An 18,471-nucleotide genomic window follows, 5' to 3' on the forward strand; every position below is an offset into this window, starting at 1 on the left:
CCTAACGTTTTTAATAGCACCATACAGTACTATTCTGGTTAAAATGCTTACGCTTGGTGTTTGTATCAAGATCAGCTTCAAAAGATTATTCGCAAAACTTATTGATAAAGCGGGTAAAAGTAGTCGTAACGACTTTAGGCAGTGTTTACTTTCAAAAAGGGGTATAGCCAAGTAAAGTAGCCAATTCTGCCCTTTTTGATGAGCCTGTTATGTCTGCTACTACCGATTCTTTTAATGTTGAACACAGTTATCAGCAATTACCTGCCTCTTTATTCACACATTGCCAACCAACACCAGTGGCAGCCCCTGAGTGGTTAGCGTTTAATCAGCCTTTGGCAGACGAGCTGGGTTTACCGTCGACATACCATGCCAGCGACGCAGGCTTGCAGCTGTTTGCGGGTAATGCATTAGCTGACTGGTGCAAACCACTGGCGCAGGCTTATGCGGGCCACCAATTTGCCAATTATGTTCCCCGTTTAGGCGATGGCCGGGCACTGCTGTTAGCTGAAGTAATAAACCCGCAAGGCCAACGATATGATTTGCAATTAAAAGGGGCCGGGCCAACGCCCTTTTCCAGAGGTGGCGATGGCCGCTCTCCGCTGGGGCCGGTTATGCGCGAGTATCTATTAAGCGAAGCCATGCACGCACTGGGCGTACCCACAACCCGGGCTTTGGCTGCGGTCAGCAGTGGCGAAATAGTGTTGCGTGATGAAAGCCTGCCAGGGGCTATTTTAACCCGGGTAGCAAAAAGCCACATTCGGATTGGTACCTTTCAATATGTTGCCTCACTTGCCGATCAAGCACAGTTAACTGAGTTTGCTGATTATGCTATCGCCCGCCATTACCCACATTGTAGTAAACAGCCGCAACCTTACCGGGCGTTACTGGAGGCCGTTATTGCCGCCCAGGCAGCCACAGTTGCACACTGGATGAGCCTAGGTTTTATTCATGGAGTTATGAATACCGACAATATGAGTATTAGTGGCGAGACCATTGATTACGGGCCTTGTGCTTTTATGGAAGCCTATGACGAGAAAACGGTGTTTAGCGCTATCGACCGTCGTGGCCGTTATGCCTATTGCAACCAACCACCAATTGCACTTTGGAACCTGACCCGATTTGCAGAAGCGTTGTTGCCGCTATTGCACCATGCCCAATCAGAAGCCATAGCGCTGGCGACAGTGGCTTTAGATAAATTTAGTACGGTATATGATGCTGCCTATCGGCAAAGAATGATGGCAAAACTGGGCATTACCCAAGCAGAAAAGGAAGACGAGCAACTTATCGGTAGCTTATTATTATTAATGCAACAGCAGCGAGTCGACTTTACATTATTTTTCAGACAGCTTAGCCAAGAAAACTGTGCTGCTGCAGCTGATCTATGTAGTAATAGCGCTGACTGGAAAAGCTGGTATGCCAACTGGCAAAGCTGTCTGTCCCGGCAGGCAATAACCAACGAGCAGCGAGTAATAGCAATGCAACAAGTGAACCCCGCGCTTATTCCGCGCAATCATTTGGTACAACAAGCTATTACACAGGCAACGCAACAAGGTGATCTCAGTTTATTTAATCAGTTACAGCAAGCCTGGCTGCAGCCTTTTGTCGATAAGCCGGCTTACCAAGTGTTCAGCCACCCCGCCACGGCTGAACAACAAGTGAACCGGACGTTTTGTGGTACCTGAAAAATTGAAAGTTAGTCACTAGTAGCAATGCTAGCGTCTAATTCCAGTTTGGCTCGTTCAACAAATTCCGGATCCAACTCGGTTTTAACCTCTACACCTAAATCTTTAAACTCTGCTGCCATAATTGGCTTTGGTTATCACTTTTAGCCTGGCTTAACAGCAACTCGCGATTGCGACGCTTTAAGCTATAGCAACCCGCAGCATAATAACAAGCCCCATAGTCAATATACTGATATTCATTGGTGTAAACTGAAAACCGATTATTAAGTAACACTGGATAAAATACGGTTATGCGTAAATATAATGGCCGGGAAGAGTCTACATTTCCACCCTGTTACGGCCTTTACCTTTCGCCCGGTACAACGCATCGTCAGCCCGCTTTAAAATAGTACTGGCATCGTCGTCACGAATAAAACAGGCCACACCCAGGCTAACAGTTAACTGCTTACCATGCGCAAAACTGTAGTGTTCTACTGCCGCGCGGATCCGCTCTGCTAGCAATTTAGCCCCGGTTAAATCAGTATGCGGACAAATAATTAAAAACTCTTCCCCGCCCCAACGGCCAGCAACGTCAAGTTCACGGCAATACTGCTGTAAAATACCGGAAAATGACATTAATGCTTGATCACCTGCCATATGGCCAAAATTATCGTTTATCGCTTTGAAAAAGTCTAAATCAGCCAAAATAACGCTAAAAGGGCTGCTATGACGAATTGAACGAGCTATTTCATGACTTAAAATATTATCCAGCTTAATACGATTGTATAAACCGGTTAGGGTATCGGTAACAGAAAGCCGTTGTAATTGCCGATGTTGTGTCGCTAATGCCCGGAACACGTGCTGTCGGCTTACTTCATAATAGTGCACTAAAAGCGTCAGGCATAGTGTCGCCAAGCCAACATTTAACACTGCCTCACTGCTGACACTGCCGTCTGGCCACAAACTAGCGCGCCAGCCAAGCAGTATTGCTAAAAGGCTTAGAAATATAACAGTAGTGATTAACCCCCGGCGACGGCCGAGTAAGAAAAAAGCCAATGGTGGAAACAGGCTTAACCAGATTAACGAGTAAAACTCAGGGCCAGTAAAACCATAATAGCCGAGTAAAAAAACAGCCAGTAGCAATACGGTATAATTTGCCCCTTGCCGCACATTATTAGACACTTGAAAACGTCGTAATAAGGTTGCCGCCAGCGCCGCGGCAATAAAATCGAGTAAAGCAACCGCATATAAGGAGAATAAAGCCAGATTAACGAAGAAAAAAAATGTAAAAACAACCACCATTCCCAACAGCATGCTATTAATTAAATAAACCTGCTGATATTCAGGATCAGTGGGTTTAAATTTGCGATTGTTGGTTATAAAGTTTTTAAACACCAGAATTCCTGCTAAATAATCACCATAGCATGGTAATCGATAAGCTTTAAACCAGCAAAGTACTAATTTATACTAATAAATCAACTTATTAAGCAAGTATTGCTAGATATAAGCTGCGGCCGCTTAACAACAATGTCAGCAGCCATACCGTACTTCCGACAATATTTTGCCGTAAGGTATTACGATATTGTCCCATTAACGGTGAATTAACAGCCAGCAGTAGAGCTAAACTAATTAACGGTAATAAGATACCGTTGGCCACTTGAGCAAACCAAATAACCGCAAGCGGACGAATGCCCAGTGACGACAAACTTACCCCAATTACAATAATCAGTAACCAACAAACCCGAAACTGCGCTTTATTTAGCGGGAATAAACCATTTAATGCATACGCAGCAGCCAACGGTGCGGTAATTGCTGACGTCACTCCGGCAGCCATTAACCCACCAGCCATTAACCACAGGGCGGCATCCCCAGCGAGTGGCTGCAATGATTGCGCTAAATCGACGGCATTGTTTATCCGGTGTTCCTGACCATAAAAGGCCGCAGCAGCAGTAGATAAAATAGCAATAGATATTAAGCCACCCAATGGAATAGCGGTACGAATATCAGCATTGGACAATGCCAATTGTTGTTGACAACTTAAGCTAGAGCCTTGCCATTTTCTGGCGCTGGCAGCAGCATGTAAAAATAGTGAATAAGGCACCACTGTGGTGCCTACCAAGGCAATAACAGACAACAGTGCCCCATCAGGCAATGTGGGTATAAGCAAGCCCTTAAACAGGCTAACAACATCGGGTTTACTGAGAATAAGCGTTAGCAGAAACGCCAGACTCATTAGTAACACCAAACCAATAAGAAAACGCTCAATCAGCAGATAATTACGCTGCCACAACACCGCAATAGCAATAAAACCAAACACTATTGCCCAGGGGTTGGTGATACCCTGCTCGCGCATCAGGACAATAACGGTAGATTGTTGCCAAAGTGCATCAGCACCCATACTGGCACCACTAATATTGCCCCCCTGATAAGCACTGTTACCAATAACCACAGCGGCAATAATCAGCAACATCAGCGGGTATTTAAGCCAGGGCTGACGGTATAACTGACGTAAGTTCTCACCAAGACCCTGGCCGGTTACAATACCGAGTCGTGCCGCCATTTCCTGTAATACCATGGTCGCAAACACTGAAAACAACAAGGCCCATAGTAACGCGTAGCCATAATCCGCACCGGCCAGCGACGCACTAATCACCGTTCCCGGGCCAATAAAGGCAGCAGTAACTAGCGTGGCTGGACCCAGGGTAAATACCGGTGTTTTAGTGGTCATAATGACAGGTTTCTTACATGTTAATTAAGCAAGACTTGATAAATAATATTCATTGCTAAATACGATATTACTAGTGTAGCGGTAAACATAGCCACTTCAAAATCATAAACGTATAGTACAAATATTCTATACTAACCTGGCTAACCGCTTACGGAATGACCGTTAAGCATAATTTTGCTAAACTATTCAATTTTTAACATTTGCTATATCAATTTGAGTTAGCATACAACCAATACAATTAAGCAATTAAGCAATTAAGCCAATGAGCTTACCCTTATGAGCAGTGTTTACCGCATTTTTAGTTATGCGTTACTAAGTTTGGCTATCTTCAGTGTTGTATCGTGTAGTTCGGGTACCGTTAATAGCAAACAACCCAAGGTTGATGCGACAGTTATTCTTATTTCTCTGGATGGCTACAGTCAGCAATATCTTGGCAAGTACCCCGCCCCTAATATTGAGGCGCTTATTAAAGAAGGGCTAATTGCTGAGTCGATGCAACCGGCGTTTCCGACCAAAACCTTTCCTAATCACAACAGTATTGTAACTGGTTTATTATTGTCGACAGCTTATTCCAAAGTGAAAACGCAGCATTAATATTATGGACGCCAGAAATTGTGTCCATTTTTCCAAAAACAGGTGAGTTAGACGCTATTTATCATCAACTAAAGACTGCGTTACCTAACAGTGCAAAAGTTTATCGCAAGTCAGATTTACCCGCGCGCTGGCATTATCAACAAAGTAAACGGGTGGCACCTTTATTAATTATCCCGGAGCCTGGTTGGCGCTTAATGCAACAAAGCCAGTATCAACGCTGGTTGCAACGAACCGATAAGCAAGCTGTTACTGGTAGTCACGGTTATGACAATATAGCACCCGAAATGCAGGCAATATTTATTGGCCATGGCCCGGCTTTTGCTAAGGGCCAGCAAATTCCGGCCTTCGCAAATATTCAGCTATATAACCTGATGTGCGCTATTTTGGGGATTACTCCGGCACTAAACGATGGTGATTTAACGTGGGCAGAGCAGATACTTAAACAAGACCAAGGGGCAAAAGAATAATAAACAGCTACTGTGCTAAACCTTTACGACACACAGCGTAATTTAGCAGTACTAAAGCGCTATTGCTCCGTTACTGAGCTTATGTCATGTTGGTATTTTAAGCTTGAACAAGGAATAAAACCATGAACAATAGCCTGCTTAGACACAGTATTGTTGTTAGTATGCTTGTAGCTGCACCGGTAGTGGTTGCTGACAGTAAAACATTAAAAATTGTTGAAAAAATAACCGTTTCCGGTTTGTCTTCAGGTGCTTATATGGCAGCACAGTTTCATGTTGCATTTTCTGAGCAGGTAAATGGTGCGGCATTAATTGCTGGTGGTCCACTGTATTGTGCTCAAAATAACCTGGGTACGGCACTAGCACACTGTATGGGAAAAGCCGATGCCAAGCCTGACTTAGCGGCTATCGATAGTTATTTAGACCAGCTGGAACAAACCGGTTTATTGGCGCAGCGCAGCAATTTACAAGATGACAAGGTGTGGATTTTACATGGTAGTGCTGACACCACGGTACATCAAAATGTCGGCAAGGCACTGGTAAGCCAATACCACCAATGGCTAACACCCGCTAACATTACTGTTGTTAACGATAAACCTTTCGCGCATCATTTCCCAACCAATGTTAGTGGCCACAGTGCCTGCAATGTGTCTGAATCGCCGTTTATTGCCAGCTGTGACTATGATGCAGCCGGCGAGCTGCTAACCCATTTACTGGGGCCACTTAGCAAACCTAGTGCCTCAACGACAGGTAACCTAGTTGAACTGACCCAGTCTCAGGCAGGTAGTCATCTGGCAAAAACTGGCTTTGCTTATATTCCACAAAGCTGTGCAAAAGGCGAGCCTTGCCAGTTGCATATTAGTTTTCACGGCTGTAAGCAACATGCCGACGCCGTTGGCGATGCCTACTTAACGCAAACGGGTTTAAATAATTATGCTGACACCAATAATCTGGTTGTGCTATATCCGCAGGTAGCGGCCAGTGCTTTTAATCCCCATGGTTGTTGGGATTGGTGGGGTTACAGCAGTGAGCAATATATTAGCAACAAAGGCCCACAATTGCAGGCCGTAAAATTATTGGCTGAACAACTATACCCTCAATAAGAAATTGGTTTTACTCAGTGCTCTCTGCCTGCAGCAGTTGCTCCAGGCAGTGCTGATCAATACCATAAAATTGTTTAATAGCCGCTATTTGCTTTAGCACAGCACTGTTATCTCGCGCAGTTTTACGCTTAATCGCCAGTATCATTTTATTTTTACTGGTATGCTCCAGCGAAATAAACTCAAACACCTTAGTCTGATAACCATGGGCCTCTAGTAGCAGTGCCCGTAAGCTGTCCGTTACCATTTCGGCTTCCTGTCCTAAATGGATACCATGCTTCAGCATGGGCGCCATCACTACCGGCAAACTAATTTGTGGTCGAATTTCTTTGTGGCAGCAAGGTGAGCACATAATAATTTCAGCCCCAGTACGGATCCCCATATGAATGGCATAATCGGTTGCAACATCACAAGCATGCAGCGCAACCATGACATTAATGCCTTTTGCTTTAAAATGCTTAACGTCTCCCTGCTCAAACTGCAAGCCTTTAAGCTGTATAGCTTTTGCGGTATCGTTGCATAAATTCACCAAATTTTGGCGCAATTCTACGCCGGTGATTTGCGCATCTAACCCCAGGGTATGACAAAAATAGTCATGCATAGCAAAAGTTAAATAAGCTTTGCCAGAACCAAAATCGGCAACGTGTAATTGCTGAGCCGAAAGCAGTTCGGTCTCTTTTACTGCCGCTTGTAATATTTCTATAAACTTATTAATTTGTTTCCATTTGTTTGACATGGCGGGTATGATTTGACCCTGCTGATCGGTCACCCCCAATGCCGTTAAAAAAGGGCGGCTTTGCTCAACATAGCGTTGCTTTTGCCGGTTATGCTCACTAAGCAATGGCGTAGCCTGAGTTTGCTCGGTGCGTTGACAATGTAATAAATACTTACCCTTTTTACTAATAGATAACTGGCACTGTTGCTTAGTAGTAAATAAATGCGCTTGTTTAAAACTATCAGTCATCAAATGCTTTAGTTGATCAATACCTGCAGAGACAGAAAAATTTTTAGTAATATGGTTGGTTGTATATTCCGATAAAAAACGTAGTTGTAATTGTTCTTTCAACAGCAACGGGCTGATTTCAAGCCGAAGTAGTGGCTCAGTGCCCTGATACTTACCCAGCACTAACCTAACAAAACTGCCGTTAGTTATGCTGTCAGTCAAAATTTGCTGAAATTTTTGCTCATTATCACGCTTTATCTTTTGCACTGTACTCAAGCTATTCCCCAGTTTGTAATTCATTATAAAATTGGTGACATTAAATTGGCCGCTTGCGATGCGGCTTTTTTATACCAAGGACGGTTAAGCACATCAGCCAGCTTCATTTGACGGGACAGTGCAAAATCAAGTAAAAATTGCTGCTGTAATTGCTGATTCAGCGCCGCATCAGCTAATAACGCCGTGATCTCAAAATTCAAACGAAAAGAGCGATTATCTAAATTTACTGTACCAACAGCAATAAACTCATCATCCAGTACAAAGCTTTTGGCATGCAAAAAGCCTCGTTGATAACGATAGATTTTTACGCCGGCATCTAGCAAAGGACCAACAAAAGCATATGCAGCTAAACTGACCAGTAGAATATCCGTGCGTTCCGGAATAAGGATCCGCACGTCTACCCCTCGTAAAGCAGCTAGTTTTAACGCTGCCACGGTGCCTTCATCTGGCACGAAATAGGGGCTGGCAACCCAGATTTTTTTGCTAGCACTATTTAGTGCGTGTTGCATCATCAGGCTAGCTGTTTCAAACCGATCTGCCGGGCCTGACGGTATTATTAATACGGGAATATCGCTGTCATTTGCCGGTATGGCTTGCCAATTTAAACTTGGCAGCTGTTCACTACTCCAATACCAGTCTTCCACAAAGGAGAGCTGCAGCCCTAACACTGCCGGACCACTTAAGCGTAAATGGGTATCACGCCATTCGCCAAAGCGTGGGTCTTTACCAAGATACTCATCGCCAACATTAAGGCCGCCTAACCAGCCATGATGGCCATCGGTTACAACAATTTTCCGATGATTGCGAAAATTAAGTTGAAAACGGTTACCCGGCCCTTTCGTTGAATGGAATGGCCGAACTAACACCCCCGCATCAGCCAGCTGCTGAATATAACGTTTGGGTAAACGGTGGCTACCAATTTCATCAAACAGAAAATAGACGGCTACCCCACTCCGGGCTTTCTCAATGAGCAGTTGCTGTAATTGACGGCCGAGCTGATCATCACGCACAATATAAAACTGCACCAACACATAATGTTTAGCCTGGCGGATCCCTTCAAAAATACTGTTAAAGGTTTGCTCACCATCTATTAGCAATTGCGCCTGATTACCAGTTAAAAATGGCATTTTCGCTAATTGTTCAATAGCAGCAAAACTTGCGCCGATACGTTCTTCTGCCATTAAATACTGTTCAGCACCGGCCGTTTTCAGCTGATGTTTAGCAAATAACTCATGATCGGTTTCTTTTCGCGAAATAACATAACCCTGAAACTTGCTACGACCAAATATCCAATAAGCGGGCACGGCAATATAGGGAAACGTATTTAATGACACTATCCAGGCAATACTACCCTGGGAAGTACGAGAAGACATTAGCGCATCTAACGAGGATAACGCACCCAAAGTATGAAACAAGGCTAACAAAAGTAAGAGTAAACGACGTCGTGTACTGGTTTTTTTTGCTGGCAGTTTAACCGGCGGGTCATGCGAAGCAAAAGCCTGTTTTAATAGCGAAGTTATTTTAAACATAGCAGCATTATCAGACTTTATTTCAGCATTATGGGTAGGTTATTTTAGCATGTATCAACCTTCTATGCCGGCTGCTATGCGCTTTGCGCTAAATAATGACGGGTACTAACAGGACCTAACCGATTGCATAACACCCTTAACAAACTGCAACGGTTTAATAGTTTACCACTAAGGCTGTAGCCAGCAGACAGCAATAGACAAATGGCACTGTCACCATCCCGTTCCAGTACTACCGCCGGAATAACAGCGTGCAAACCGCAAAGTTGTACCAATTGATATTTATGGATACAGCTAAGCGGCTGCTCTGCAAAATACCAGCTTTTATGGCCCGTATGTTGAGCGTAACTGGCAGCTAAGGCGTGCAGGGTAAATTCCAGCAGCTCTGCTTCACCCAAAGGTAATAGTTCAAGGCTTTCCCAAACATGCCAAAATGCAGCAGCTTCAGTAATAGACAATGCTTTTGCTGACGGTTTTTCAGTTAACTGTTTAGCGCTTAGTTCAGAACAAAACTGCAACTGCTCATTGATATCCAATAGCAGACGATCACGTTGCTTGCAGTAATTCCAATTCCAGCGCTCTGAAGGCGTTAACATTTTTAAATCCTTTCAAACACGTTAATCAACCACATGATAATATTTATCAATATAGCATGCTGATTAACTCGTTAAAGATTATTTATTTATAATAAGCAAAGATCGAAAACTGATCATTATAAGCCATCAATGATCACTTTAACCAGTGGCGGGCCGTGATAAATAAAACCAGTATAAACCTGCAGCAAATTAGCGCCCGCGTCTAATTTAGCTTGTGCTGATGCACTATCGTTAATGCCACCAACACCAATAATAGGTAGCTTAGTTCCCACCGCCTGGCGCAGCTGAGTAATAATATCGGTACTTTTTTGTTGAACCGGCAAACCACTTAAGCCGCCGGCTTCATCAGCATAGGCTTGGCCCTGCACCAAGGACCGGTCTAACGTCGTATTAGTGGCAATAGCACCATCCATTTTACTTTTCAGTAAGCTGTCTGCTACCTGACTCACCGCCAGGATATCCATATCAGGGGCAATTTTAACAAATATAGGCACGTACTTATCATACTGCGCTTGTAAATCAAGCTGTTCATTTTTTACAGTCATTAACAAATCAAGTAAGGCATCGCCAAATTGCAAATCACGTAAACCCGGGGTATTGGGAGACGATATATTTACCGTAATGTAACTGGCATGCGGGTAGACTTTTCGCATACAACTGACATAGTCGTCTTTACCACGCTCGTTACTGGTGTCTTTGTTTTTACCAATATTAATGCCAAGAACGCCTTTATAACGGGCATTTTTAACATTATGTACCAGATAATCGACCCCTTTGTTATTAAAGCCCATCCGGTTAATAATAGCTTCGGCTTGCGGTAGCCTGAAAATTCGTGGTTTGTCATTTCCCGCTTGCGGCAATGGTGTTACGGTGCCAACTTCTATAAAACCAAAACCCATTTGGCCAAAGGCATCAATACAATCGGCATTTTTATCCAGACCGGCAGCCAGGCCCAACGGGTTTTCAAATCGAATTCCGGCTACAGTAACAGGCTTAGCCGCTACCTGTTGGCGCCATAATACTGACGCCGGCGTATGAGCCAGCCGTTTAAAACTGCCCAGAGCCAGATTATGAGCCCGCTCAGCATCAAAGCTAAACATGATTTTTTTCGCTAAAGAATAAAACATAGACCCCTTCGACAATAAAAAAATACCCCGGTAATAACCGGGGTATTGTAACCATTTTAAAAGGTTATTTCAGCATTAAACTGACTGACTTAGCAGCATCAATTCACGCATTGCAACTGAGAACTTAGCGAACTCGTGGCTTTTAGTTGTTTTAAACTCAGTAAGCATTAAGCGCCAGCGCTCAACCAAAATGTGATGCTGAGTTAACCAGCTATCAATCACTTCATCAGCGGCACACGCATTACCACAGTTACGCACCACTACCGCGGTTAATGAGCGCTGTTGCCAGTCAAGCTCTTCACGATACGAGGCCCGCGCCAGTGCTTGCCAATGGTTAGCAACCGGTTGCTGCGTAATTTGCTCAAGAAACCAATGCAGATCAAGACGATCGCCCAATTTAAAGTAAATCTCAGACACCAGCGCCAGTGGTGTTCCTTGATTATCACTAACCTGAGCAATATCCATTACTGAGAAGATAGTGCTTAGTTGAGTAAGGTAACGGGCGATATCTGCCGGGATTCCCTTATCAATTAAATCATCTTCATTTACACGTAGCTGTGCCAGTTCAGCTACAGCCAGGTAATTAGCCAAATCATTTGAGATTGCCAGGTAGGCTGGTTTAAAGAAATCGACCGTTTGCTGAATATCCAACGTTTTATTACGATGACGAATAAACCAGCGGGTTGCCCGGCGCATGGTCCGTCTTAATTGAAATAACAAGCGGTTTTGTAAAGCAGTAGAAATTTTATTATCCAGTTTCTCAAGCTGCTTCCATACTTTTGACAAGTCAAATAAATCGCGGGCTATCGCATAGCTCATCGCCACTTCGCCGATGGTAGCGCCGGTTTCTTCCAGCATTCGCTGCGCAAAATTTGGCCCCATTTCGTTTACTAACATATTGGCCAGTTTAGTAGCTATTATCTCGGCTTTTAATGGATGTGTTTCCATTTGCGCGGCGTATTGTTTTTGTAATAACTCAGGGAAAGCAGTAAATAGCTGACGTTTAAAATAGGCATTCTCAAAAATTTCTGGCAATACTAAACGTTCTTTTAACACCATTTTGCCGTAGGCGGTTAAAATGGCCAACTCTGGACGGGTTAAACCGATACCTTTGACCATACGTTCTGCCAGCTCATCGTCTGAGGGTAAAAACTCCAGCTCACGATTGAGCTTACCGTCTTTTTCCAAAGTATGTATAAAGCGGGTGTACTCTTTAATTTGCTCAGAACCCAGTAACGACGATAAAGTAATACTTTGCGTTTGCCGGTAGCATTCTTTTAAGACCAGTTCGGCCACATCGTCGGTCATATCGTTTAATAATTTATTGCGTTGTTTTAGCGTTAAATCACCGCTTTGCACTAATGCATTCAATAAAATCTTAATATTAACTTCATTGTCTGAGCAGGTTACACCGCCAACGTTGTCAACAAAGTCAGTATTGATTCGGCCGCCATTAGCCGCATATTCAATACGACCGCGCTGAGTCGCCCCCAAGTTGCCACCTTCACCAACAATTTTTGCTCTTAAATCTTTACCGTTAATTCGCAGCGCTTCAGAACCTCTGTCACCCACTTCAGCATGACTCTCAGACGTAGCTTTAATGTAGGTACCAATACCACCGTTCCAAATCAGGTCTACCGGCATCATTAAACATTCACGGATCAGTTCATTGGGCGTTAAACTGGCTTTGGTGGTACTAAGCATCTCTTTCATTTGTGGAGAAAGTTTAATCGCTTTGGCGCTGCGGGCAAAAATACCACCGCCTTCGGAAATAAGCGTTTTATTGTAATCATCCCAGGTTGAGGTTGGCAGATTAAATAAACGATCACGTTCAACAAAGCTGCTTGCTGCATCTGGAGCTGGGTCAATAAAAATATGCATATGGTTAAAGGCAGCTTGTAAGCGGATATGCCTCGATAACAGCATGCCATTACCAAACACATCACCTGCCATATCACCAATACCGACACAGGTAAAATCGGTGGTTTGGCAGTCAATACCAGTTTCTCGAAAATGACGTTTAACCGCTTCCCAGCCACCACGAGCGGTAATGCCCATTTTCTTGTGGTCGTAACCATTGGACCCACCAGAGGCAAATGCATCGCCTAACCAAAAATGATATTCTTCAGAAATACCGTTTGAAATATCTGAAAAAGTCGCTGTACCTTTATCGGCTGCAACTACCAAATACGGGTCATCTTCATCCAGACGGATAACATTTTTAGGCGGCACAATACTGCCTTGGATAATATTATCAGTAATATCCAGTAAACCGCGGATAAAGGTACGATAGCACTCTTTGCCTTCTGCAATATAGGCATCACGGCCACCAGTTTCAGGCAGTTTTTTACAAACAAAACCACCTTTTGCACCAGACGGTACAATTACCGTATTTTTAACTTGTTGTGCTTTTACCAGGCCCAGGACTTCGGTCCGGAAATCTTCCCGTCGATCAGACCAGCGTAAGCCGCCACGCGCTACTTTACCAAAGCGCAAATGTACACCTTCTACCCTTGGTGAATAGACAAAAATCTCGTACATGGGCAGTGGTAGCGGAATATCAGGAATTAAATCTGGCTTTATTTTAAATGATATATACGGTTTATCACTGCCATCAGCCGCCTGCTGATAATAGTTAGTACGCAACGTCGCGTTAATCATATAAACGAAACGGCGGATAATCCGATCATCGTCAAGATTAGCAACGTTTTCCAGCTGAGCATTTATTTGCTCTTCTAACTTCTCAATAACTTTGGCAGTAGCCTTAGATGATGGCGCAAATTTTTTATCAAAAAGTTGCACCAGTAGCCCGGCAAGTTCAGAATATTTTGAAAAGGTACTTTCAACATAACGTTGGCTAAAAGTACCACCAATCTGCCGCTTATACTTAGAATAAGCCCGAATAATAGATGCTTGACGGCCGGTTAAACCGGCACCCAAAATTAAACGGTTAAAACCATCATCTTCCAATTGTCCGGCCCAAACTTTGGCAAAAGAAGATTGAAAGCTTTGCTGCGCTTCGGCGAAATCAAGTGGTACTTCACCATTTAGCTCCATGCTAAAATTGAGTATCCAACTTATCGAACCATCTGGATACTTCACCGCATAAGGAGTTTCACCAATCACCCGCAAGCCAAAGTTCTCGAGCATGGGCAATACGTCAGATAAATGAATAGGATTATCTTTATGAAATAGGTTTAATCGAACCGCTTTACTTTCTTTGTTCTCTTCCTGTGGCCGGTAAAATAGCATTTCCAGCTTATTATCAGCAGTTAATGCTTCTAGCTTACCGATATCGACCAGAGCATCGCTTGGTAACATTTCTTCTTTGTAACCACGAGCAAAACTATTGACATATTTGCGGCCTAACTCACGGCCTCTAGCTTCACCGTAAACGCCGGTTAATGCTGTTTCTAACTTATCTTCCCAGGTACGGGCTGCTTCAATCAGATTACGTTCAATATCTTTCACTTTATACTCAACATGGCTATCGGTGATCCGAACCAAATAATGGGTCCGGGCCAACACGGATTCTGAAAAATAGGTAGTAAATTCTACCGGCTCATCGGTGCCCAAGGCCCGTTGTAAAATAACTTGGGTATCTCTGCGAAGTTGCGTGTTGTAACGCTCTCTGGGTACATACACCATGACAGTAACAAAACGACCAAATGCGTCTTTTCGCATAAATAAACGCGTCATATCACGCTCTTGCATTTGCAATACACCCATCGCAACGTAAAGTAACTCGTCAGAACTGGCCTGAATAAGCTCGTCGCGCGGATAGGTTTCCAGAATATTTAACAGCGCTTTGTAAGCATGGGTGCCGGTAGCAAACTCAGATTTCTCCATTACCCGAGCCAGTTTACTTTTTAGCAGTGGAATATCAGCGGCACTATTGTTATAAAGTGAAGATGAGTACAAACCAATAAAACGATGCTCGCCCGTTACCTTGCCATCTGCATCAAATTGCTTAACACCCACATAGTCTATATAGGCCGGACGATGTACCCGTGATTTATTATTCGTTTTGGTTAACACCAAAACCCTGGGGCTAAGTGCTTGCTTGCGACCAGTATCAGGTAACTCGGATAACATAAGATCACGTGATTCGGAGCGACGCATTAAGCCCTGTGAGCTGGCATCAATGCCGGCAATATTATAGTCACCTTTTATCGGTGTAATCTTGTATTCGCGATAGCCTAATAAGGTGAAATTATCCTTGGCAAGCCAATTTAAAAAATCAGTTGTTTCTTTAATTTCCGCAGCAGCAGCTTTACCCGCTTGCTTAGCAAAGGTGTTAATTACATCAAATAGTTTTTCCCGGATGGGTAACCAGTCCTGCACGGCAAGTGATACATCTTCCATAACCGAATGCAATTCACTTTTTAATGCCTGGATGGTAGCGTCGTCGCTTATCCGGTCAATCTCAATGTGAAATACCGTCTGCTGGGTGCTGGCTTTCGTTTTACTACCCATTTTAAAGAAATCGATGATACGTCCGGCTTTATCGCGCTGGGTTTGCAATGGATAATGCAGTAATAAATGCGCGGCAACACTATGGCGGCTTAATGCCATTCTTACCGAATCTACTAAAAAAGGCATATCATGCACCACTATTTCAACAATAGTGTGCTTAGACTCCCAGCCATGGCGGGCAATCTCCGGATTATATACCCGGATCCGCGCGGCAGGCTCAGCATGCTGATTAAAGGTTTGCCATAAACTTAACGCCGCACCATACAGATCACTGTCATTGCGGCCAACTAAATCTTCATCCGATATTTTACCATAAAGGGTATATGCAAATTTTTCGACCAGTTCTGTCTGATCTTTCACTTTTTGATTGATGAGTTTGCTAACATTTTGTAGAAGTACAGAGGGATGACCATCTATCGGTGTCATTATTGTATCCTTTTTTAGAGCACAGCGTTTAACAGCTGGATCTACCTAACATACAAGGTCTTGTCTGCTGCGCAGTGTAGTGCCTATTGTAGCGCTTTTGAAGCACTATTTCTGGCTTTTAAGCTGGTTAAACCAGTGGTTTATAAGGCTTTTGACAACTTATTCAGTTAGCCTAAATAGAAAATGGCCTTTCGGCCATTTTCGTGTTTAAACATGCAAAATTTTATTTTTGCTGTTAACGTTTATTTCGCCAAAACAGGGCTGCTAACGCTGGCAACACCACTATGGCACCTAACATATTCACAATAAACATAAAGGTCAGCAGTATGCCCATATCTACCTGAAATTTCAGATCTGAGAAAACCCAGGTGCTGACACCGATAGCTAAGGTAATACCGGTAAACAACACTGCACTGCCCCGCTCTTTTAGTGCTTCAAAATACGCCTGACGTAGTGGCATCCCATCACGTAGCAACTGGCTCATACTAGACAAGATATAAATACCGTAATCAACGCCGATACCAACACCCAGTGCAATAACCGGTAAAGTAGATACCGTTAAGCCAATCTGTAGTTTTGTCATTAACGCCGTTGCCAACACCGACACAACATATAACGGTACTACAATAGCAACTGTTGCGCGTAGCGATCTAAAGCTTAGCAAACATAAAATAATAACCGCACCATACACATACCACATCATAGGTTGCTGAGCCGCAGCAACGGCTTCATTGGTAGCGGCCATAACACCAGCAGGGCCAGATGCCAACATAAACCGGGTCTGTTCGTCACCAAGCTCAGCACCATATTTTTTGGCTGCAGCTACCACGCCTTCTATTGTTTCGGCTTTATGGTCTTCTAAAAATATCATTACAGGCATTACGGAACAGTCTGCATTTAATAGCCCGGTACTGGTTTCAACCCTTGAGCTGGCCTGAACTAACGACTGGGTATTGCGCGGTAACACACGCCATTTCTGGTTCCCCTCGTTATAAGCAGCATTAATGCTTTTTGATACCGATGCTAACGACACGGCAGATTGCACGCCTGGCACGTTTACCATTAACCATTGAAATTGATCAATCCGATCCATAATGTCATGTTCGGTACAGGCACTTGGTACCGACTCAACCATAATATTGATGTAATCAACCGATATCGCAAAACGGTCAGTAATTAAAAACGTATCCTGGTTATAACGAGAATCTTCATGTAGCGAGGGCGCACCTGCATGCAAATCACCGATTTTAAGTTGCTGACTTTGCCAATAACCCAAAGCAAAAAGTATGGCAGTTATTAATATAATGCCATAAGCAAAAGGTTTAGTTGCAAATGCCGACAACGCATACCAAAATTTATCTGCTTTTACCGACGGTGTTGTCACTCTCGCCTTATAAGCTGCACTAAATTTAACATATGACATTAATACTGGCAGCAACACCAAATTGGTGAGAATAATTACTGCAACACCTAAGCTAGCCGTAATAGCCAATTCGCGAATTACACCAATTTCAATAATCAATAAGGTTAAAAAACCAACGGTATCTGATAATAACGCTATACCACCTGGTACTAATAACTTTCTGAAACTGGATTTAGCAGCAGATTTTTCATCCATCCCGGCAGCAACCCGTTTACCGGTTGAGTTAATCATTTGTACGCCATGACTAACACCAATTGCAAACACCAGGAAAGGTACCAGGATTGACATAGGATCAATGCCAAAACCCAGTATCGTTAACAGACCCATTTGCCAGACCACAGCGATCAATGAACAAGCAATTGGCAGAATAGTTAACATTATAGATTTTGAAAACAAATACACCATTAGCGCGGTAACTGCTATGGCGATCAAGAAAAACAATACAACGCCTTTAGCGCCATCGGCAACATCACCGACCATTTTAGCAAAACCAATAATGTGAACACTAATTTGGTCGCTTTGGTGCTTAGCACGAATATTTTGCTCCAGTGTCGCAGCAAAAGCCAACGTATCTACCGCTTGATCCGTCTCTGGGTCAATCTCTAATAATTGTGCAGTAATCATGGCACAGCTGTAATCATCAGCGACCATCCGACCAACAATTCCTGCTTTTTCTATATTAGCTTTAACCCGCGCTAACCCGCGCTGATCTGCAACAAAATTTGCTGGAATAACCGGGCCGCCCGCAAAGCCATCTTCAACCACTTCTATAAAACGGGTGCTGGGACTAAACAAAGACTTTACTAATACCCGATCGACACCTGAGGTATACAGCACGTCATCATGCGCCTGACGGAACGTTTCAAAAAATGTCGGATTAAAAATATCCCCACTGGCATCACAAACTGCAATCAGGATATTGTTGGCACCACCGAAGTCTTCCGCGTGCTCCAGATAGGTTTGCATGTACTCGTGCTTTAAAGGGATATTTTTAGTAAAAGATGCATCGAGTTTGATGTCAGTAGCTTTTATTAACAACCCAATGCTGACAACTAAAAACACCATTAACACCAGTAAACGATGACGGAACAGCGCATACTCAAATTTATTAACCAGCAAATTTACACTCAT

Annotated in this window: 12 protein-coding genes; 4 read left to right on the plus strand and 8 right to left on the minus strand. The window is 43.6% G+C overall.

Annotation, left to right across the window (positions count from 1 at the left end; all coding sequences use genetic code 11):
• The first annotated feature begins 209 nt into the window (after positions 1 to 209).
• Positions 210 to 1,682: a YdiU family protein gene (locus VT06_RS00700; RefSeq protein ID WP_046552338.1), complete on the plus strand. Its 1,473-nt coding sequence runs from the start codon at positions 210 to 212 to the stop codon at positions 1,680 to 1,682.
• Between the two features lie 318 nt (positions 1,683 to 2,000).
• On the opposite strand, the gene VT06_RS17480 is transcribed toward VT06_RS00700, so the two are convergent.
• Positions 2,001 to 3,056 carry a GGDEF domain-containing protein gene (locus VT06_RS17480; protein WP_052750119.1) on the minus strand — a complete coding sequence of 352 codons (1,056 nt, stop codon included), beginning with the start codon at positions 3,054 to 3,056 and terminating at the stop codon, positions 2,001 to 2,003.
• Positions 3,057 to 3,144: 88 nt separating this feature from the next.
• Positions 3,145 to 4,389: an Nramp family divalent metal transporter gene (locus VT06_RS00710; protein ID WP_046552339.1), complete on the minus strand. Its 1,245-nt coding sequence runs from the start codon at positions 4,387 to 4,389 to the stop codon at positions 3,145 to 3,147.
• 276 nt (positions 4,390 to 4,665) lie between these two features.
• On the opposite strand from VT06_RS00710, the gene VT06_RS18550 reads away from it, so the two are divergent.
• From VT06_RS18550 to VT06_RS00725, 3 genes are all read left to right on the plus strand, one after another.
• Positions 4,666 to 4,983, plus strand: a complete 318-nt coding sequence (locus VT06_RS18550) for an alkaline phosphatase family protein (protein ID WP_046552340.1) — start codon at positions 4,666 to 4,668, stop codon at positions 4,981 to 4,983.
• A 20-nt stretch (positions 4,984 to 5,003) separates the two neighbouring features.
• Complete coding sequence (locus tag VT06_RS18555; RefSeq protein ID WP_046552341.1) at positions 5,004 to 5,450, plus strand: alkaline phosphatase family protein; 447 nt, start codon at positions 5,004 to 5,006, stop codon at positions 5,448 to 5,450.
• 122 nt (positions 5,451 to 5,572) lie between these two features.
• Positions 5,573 to 6,550, plus strand: coding sequence for a PHB depolymerase family esterase (locus tag VT06_RS00725; protein WP_052750120.1), 978 nt, complete (start codon positions 5,573 to 5,575; stop codon positions 6,548 to 6,550).
• A 10-nt stretch (positions 6,551 to 6,560) separates the two neighbouring features.
• Here the strand turns inward: VT06_RS00725 and VT06_RS00730 are convergent, their stop codons facing one another.
• From VT06_RS00730 to VT06_RS00755, 6 genes are all read right to left on the minus strand, one after another.
• Positions 6,561 to 7,757, minus strand: coding sequence for an SAM-dependent methyltransferase (locus VT06_RS00730; RefSeq protein ID WP_235357316.1), 1,197 nt, complete (start codon positions 7,755 to 7,757; stop codon positions 6,561 to 6,563).
• A gap of 32 nt (positions 7,758 to 7,789) precedes the next feature.
• Positions 7,790 to 9,295 carry a cardiolipin synthase gene (cls, locus tag VT06_RS00735; RefSeq protein WP_082122408.1) on the minus strand — a complete coding sequence of 502 codons (1,506 nt, stop codon included), beginning with the start codon at positions 9,293 to 9,295 and terminating at the stop codon, positions 7,790 to 7,792.
• Between the two features lie 74 nt (positions 9,296 to 9,369).
• Complete coding sequence (locus VT06_RS00740; RefSeq protein ID WP_046552343.1) at positions 9,370 to 9,888, minus strand: cell division protein ZapC domain-containing protein; 519 nt, start codon at positions 9,886 to 9,888, stop codon at positions 9,370 to 9,372.
• 116 nt (positions 9,889 to 10,004) lie between these two features.
• Positions 10,005 to 11,015: a quinone-dependent dihydroorotate dehydrogenase gene (pyrD, locus tag VT06_RS00745; RefSeq protein ID WP_046552344.1), complete on the minus strand. Its 1,011-nt coding sequence runs from the start codon at positions 11,013 to 11,015 to the stop codon at positions 10,005 to 10,007.
• Between the two features lie 75 nt (positions 11,016 to 11,090).
• A complete protein-coding gene (locus tag VT06_RS00750) occupies positions 11,091 to 15,917 on the minus strand; it encodes an NAD-glutamate dehydrogenase (protein WP_046552345.1) in 4,827 nt (1,608 codons plus the stop codon).
• A gap of 235 nt (positions 15,918 to 16,152) precedes the next feature.
• A complete protein-coding gene (locus VT06_RS00755; protein ID WP_046552346.1) occupies positions 16,153 to 18,471 on the minus strand; it encodes an RND family transporter in 2,319 nt (772 codons plus the stop codon).

This window comes from Arsukibacterium sp. MJ3, from assembly GCF_000987765.1.
In the GTDB taxonomy this organism is placed as follows: Bacteria; Pseudomonadota; Gammaproteobacteria; order Enterobacterales; family Alteromonadaceae; genus Alishewanella.

What these genes read in the sequence shown, in the direction of transcription:
- VT06_RS00700 (WP_046552338.1), top strand. Translation starts at nt 210, where the DNA reads ATGTCTGCTACTACCGATTCTTTTAATGTTGAACACAGTTATCAGCAA.
- VT06_RS00710 (WP_046552339.1), bottom strand. Translation starts at nt 4,389, where the DNA reads ATGACCACTAAAACACCGGTATTTACCCTGGGTCCAGCCACGCTAGTT.
- VT06_RS18550 (WP_046552340.1), top strand. Translation starts at nt 4,666, where the DNA reads ATGAGCAGTGTTTACCGCATTTTTAGTTATGCGTTACTAAGTTTGGCT.
- VT06_RS00725 (WP_052750120.1), top strand. Translation starts at nt 5,573, where the DNA reads ATGAACAATAGCCTGCTTAGACACAGTATTGTTGTTAGTATGCTTGTA.
- cls (WP_082122408.1), bottom strand. Translation starts at nt 9,295, where the DNA reads ATGTTTAAAATAACTTCGCTATTAAAACAGGCTTTTGCTTCGCATGAC.
- VT06_RS00740 (WP_046552343.1), bottom strand. Translation starts at nt 9,888, where the DNA reads ATGTTAACGCCTTCAGAGCGCTGGAATTGGAATTACTGCAAGCAACGT.
- pyrD (WP_046552344.1), bottom strand. Translation starts at nt 11,015, where the DNA reads ATGTTTTATTCTTTAGCGAAAAAAATCATGTTTAGCTTTGATGCTGAG.
- VT06_RS00750 (WP_046552345.1), bottom strand. Translation starts at nt 15,917, where the DNA reads ATGACACCGATAGATGGTCATCCCTCTGTACTTCTACAAAATGTTAGC.
- VT06_RS00755 (WP_046552346.1), bottom strand. Translation starts at nt 18,471, where the DNA reads ATGAGTGTAAATTTGCTGGTTAATAAATTTGAGTATGCGCTGTTCCGT.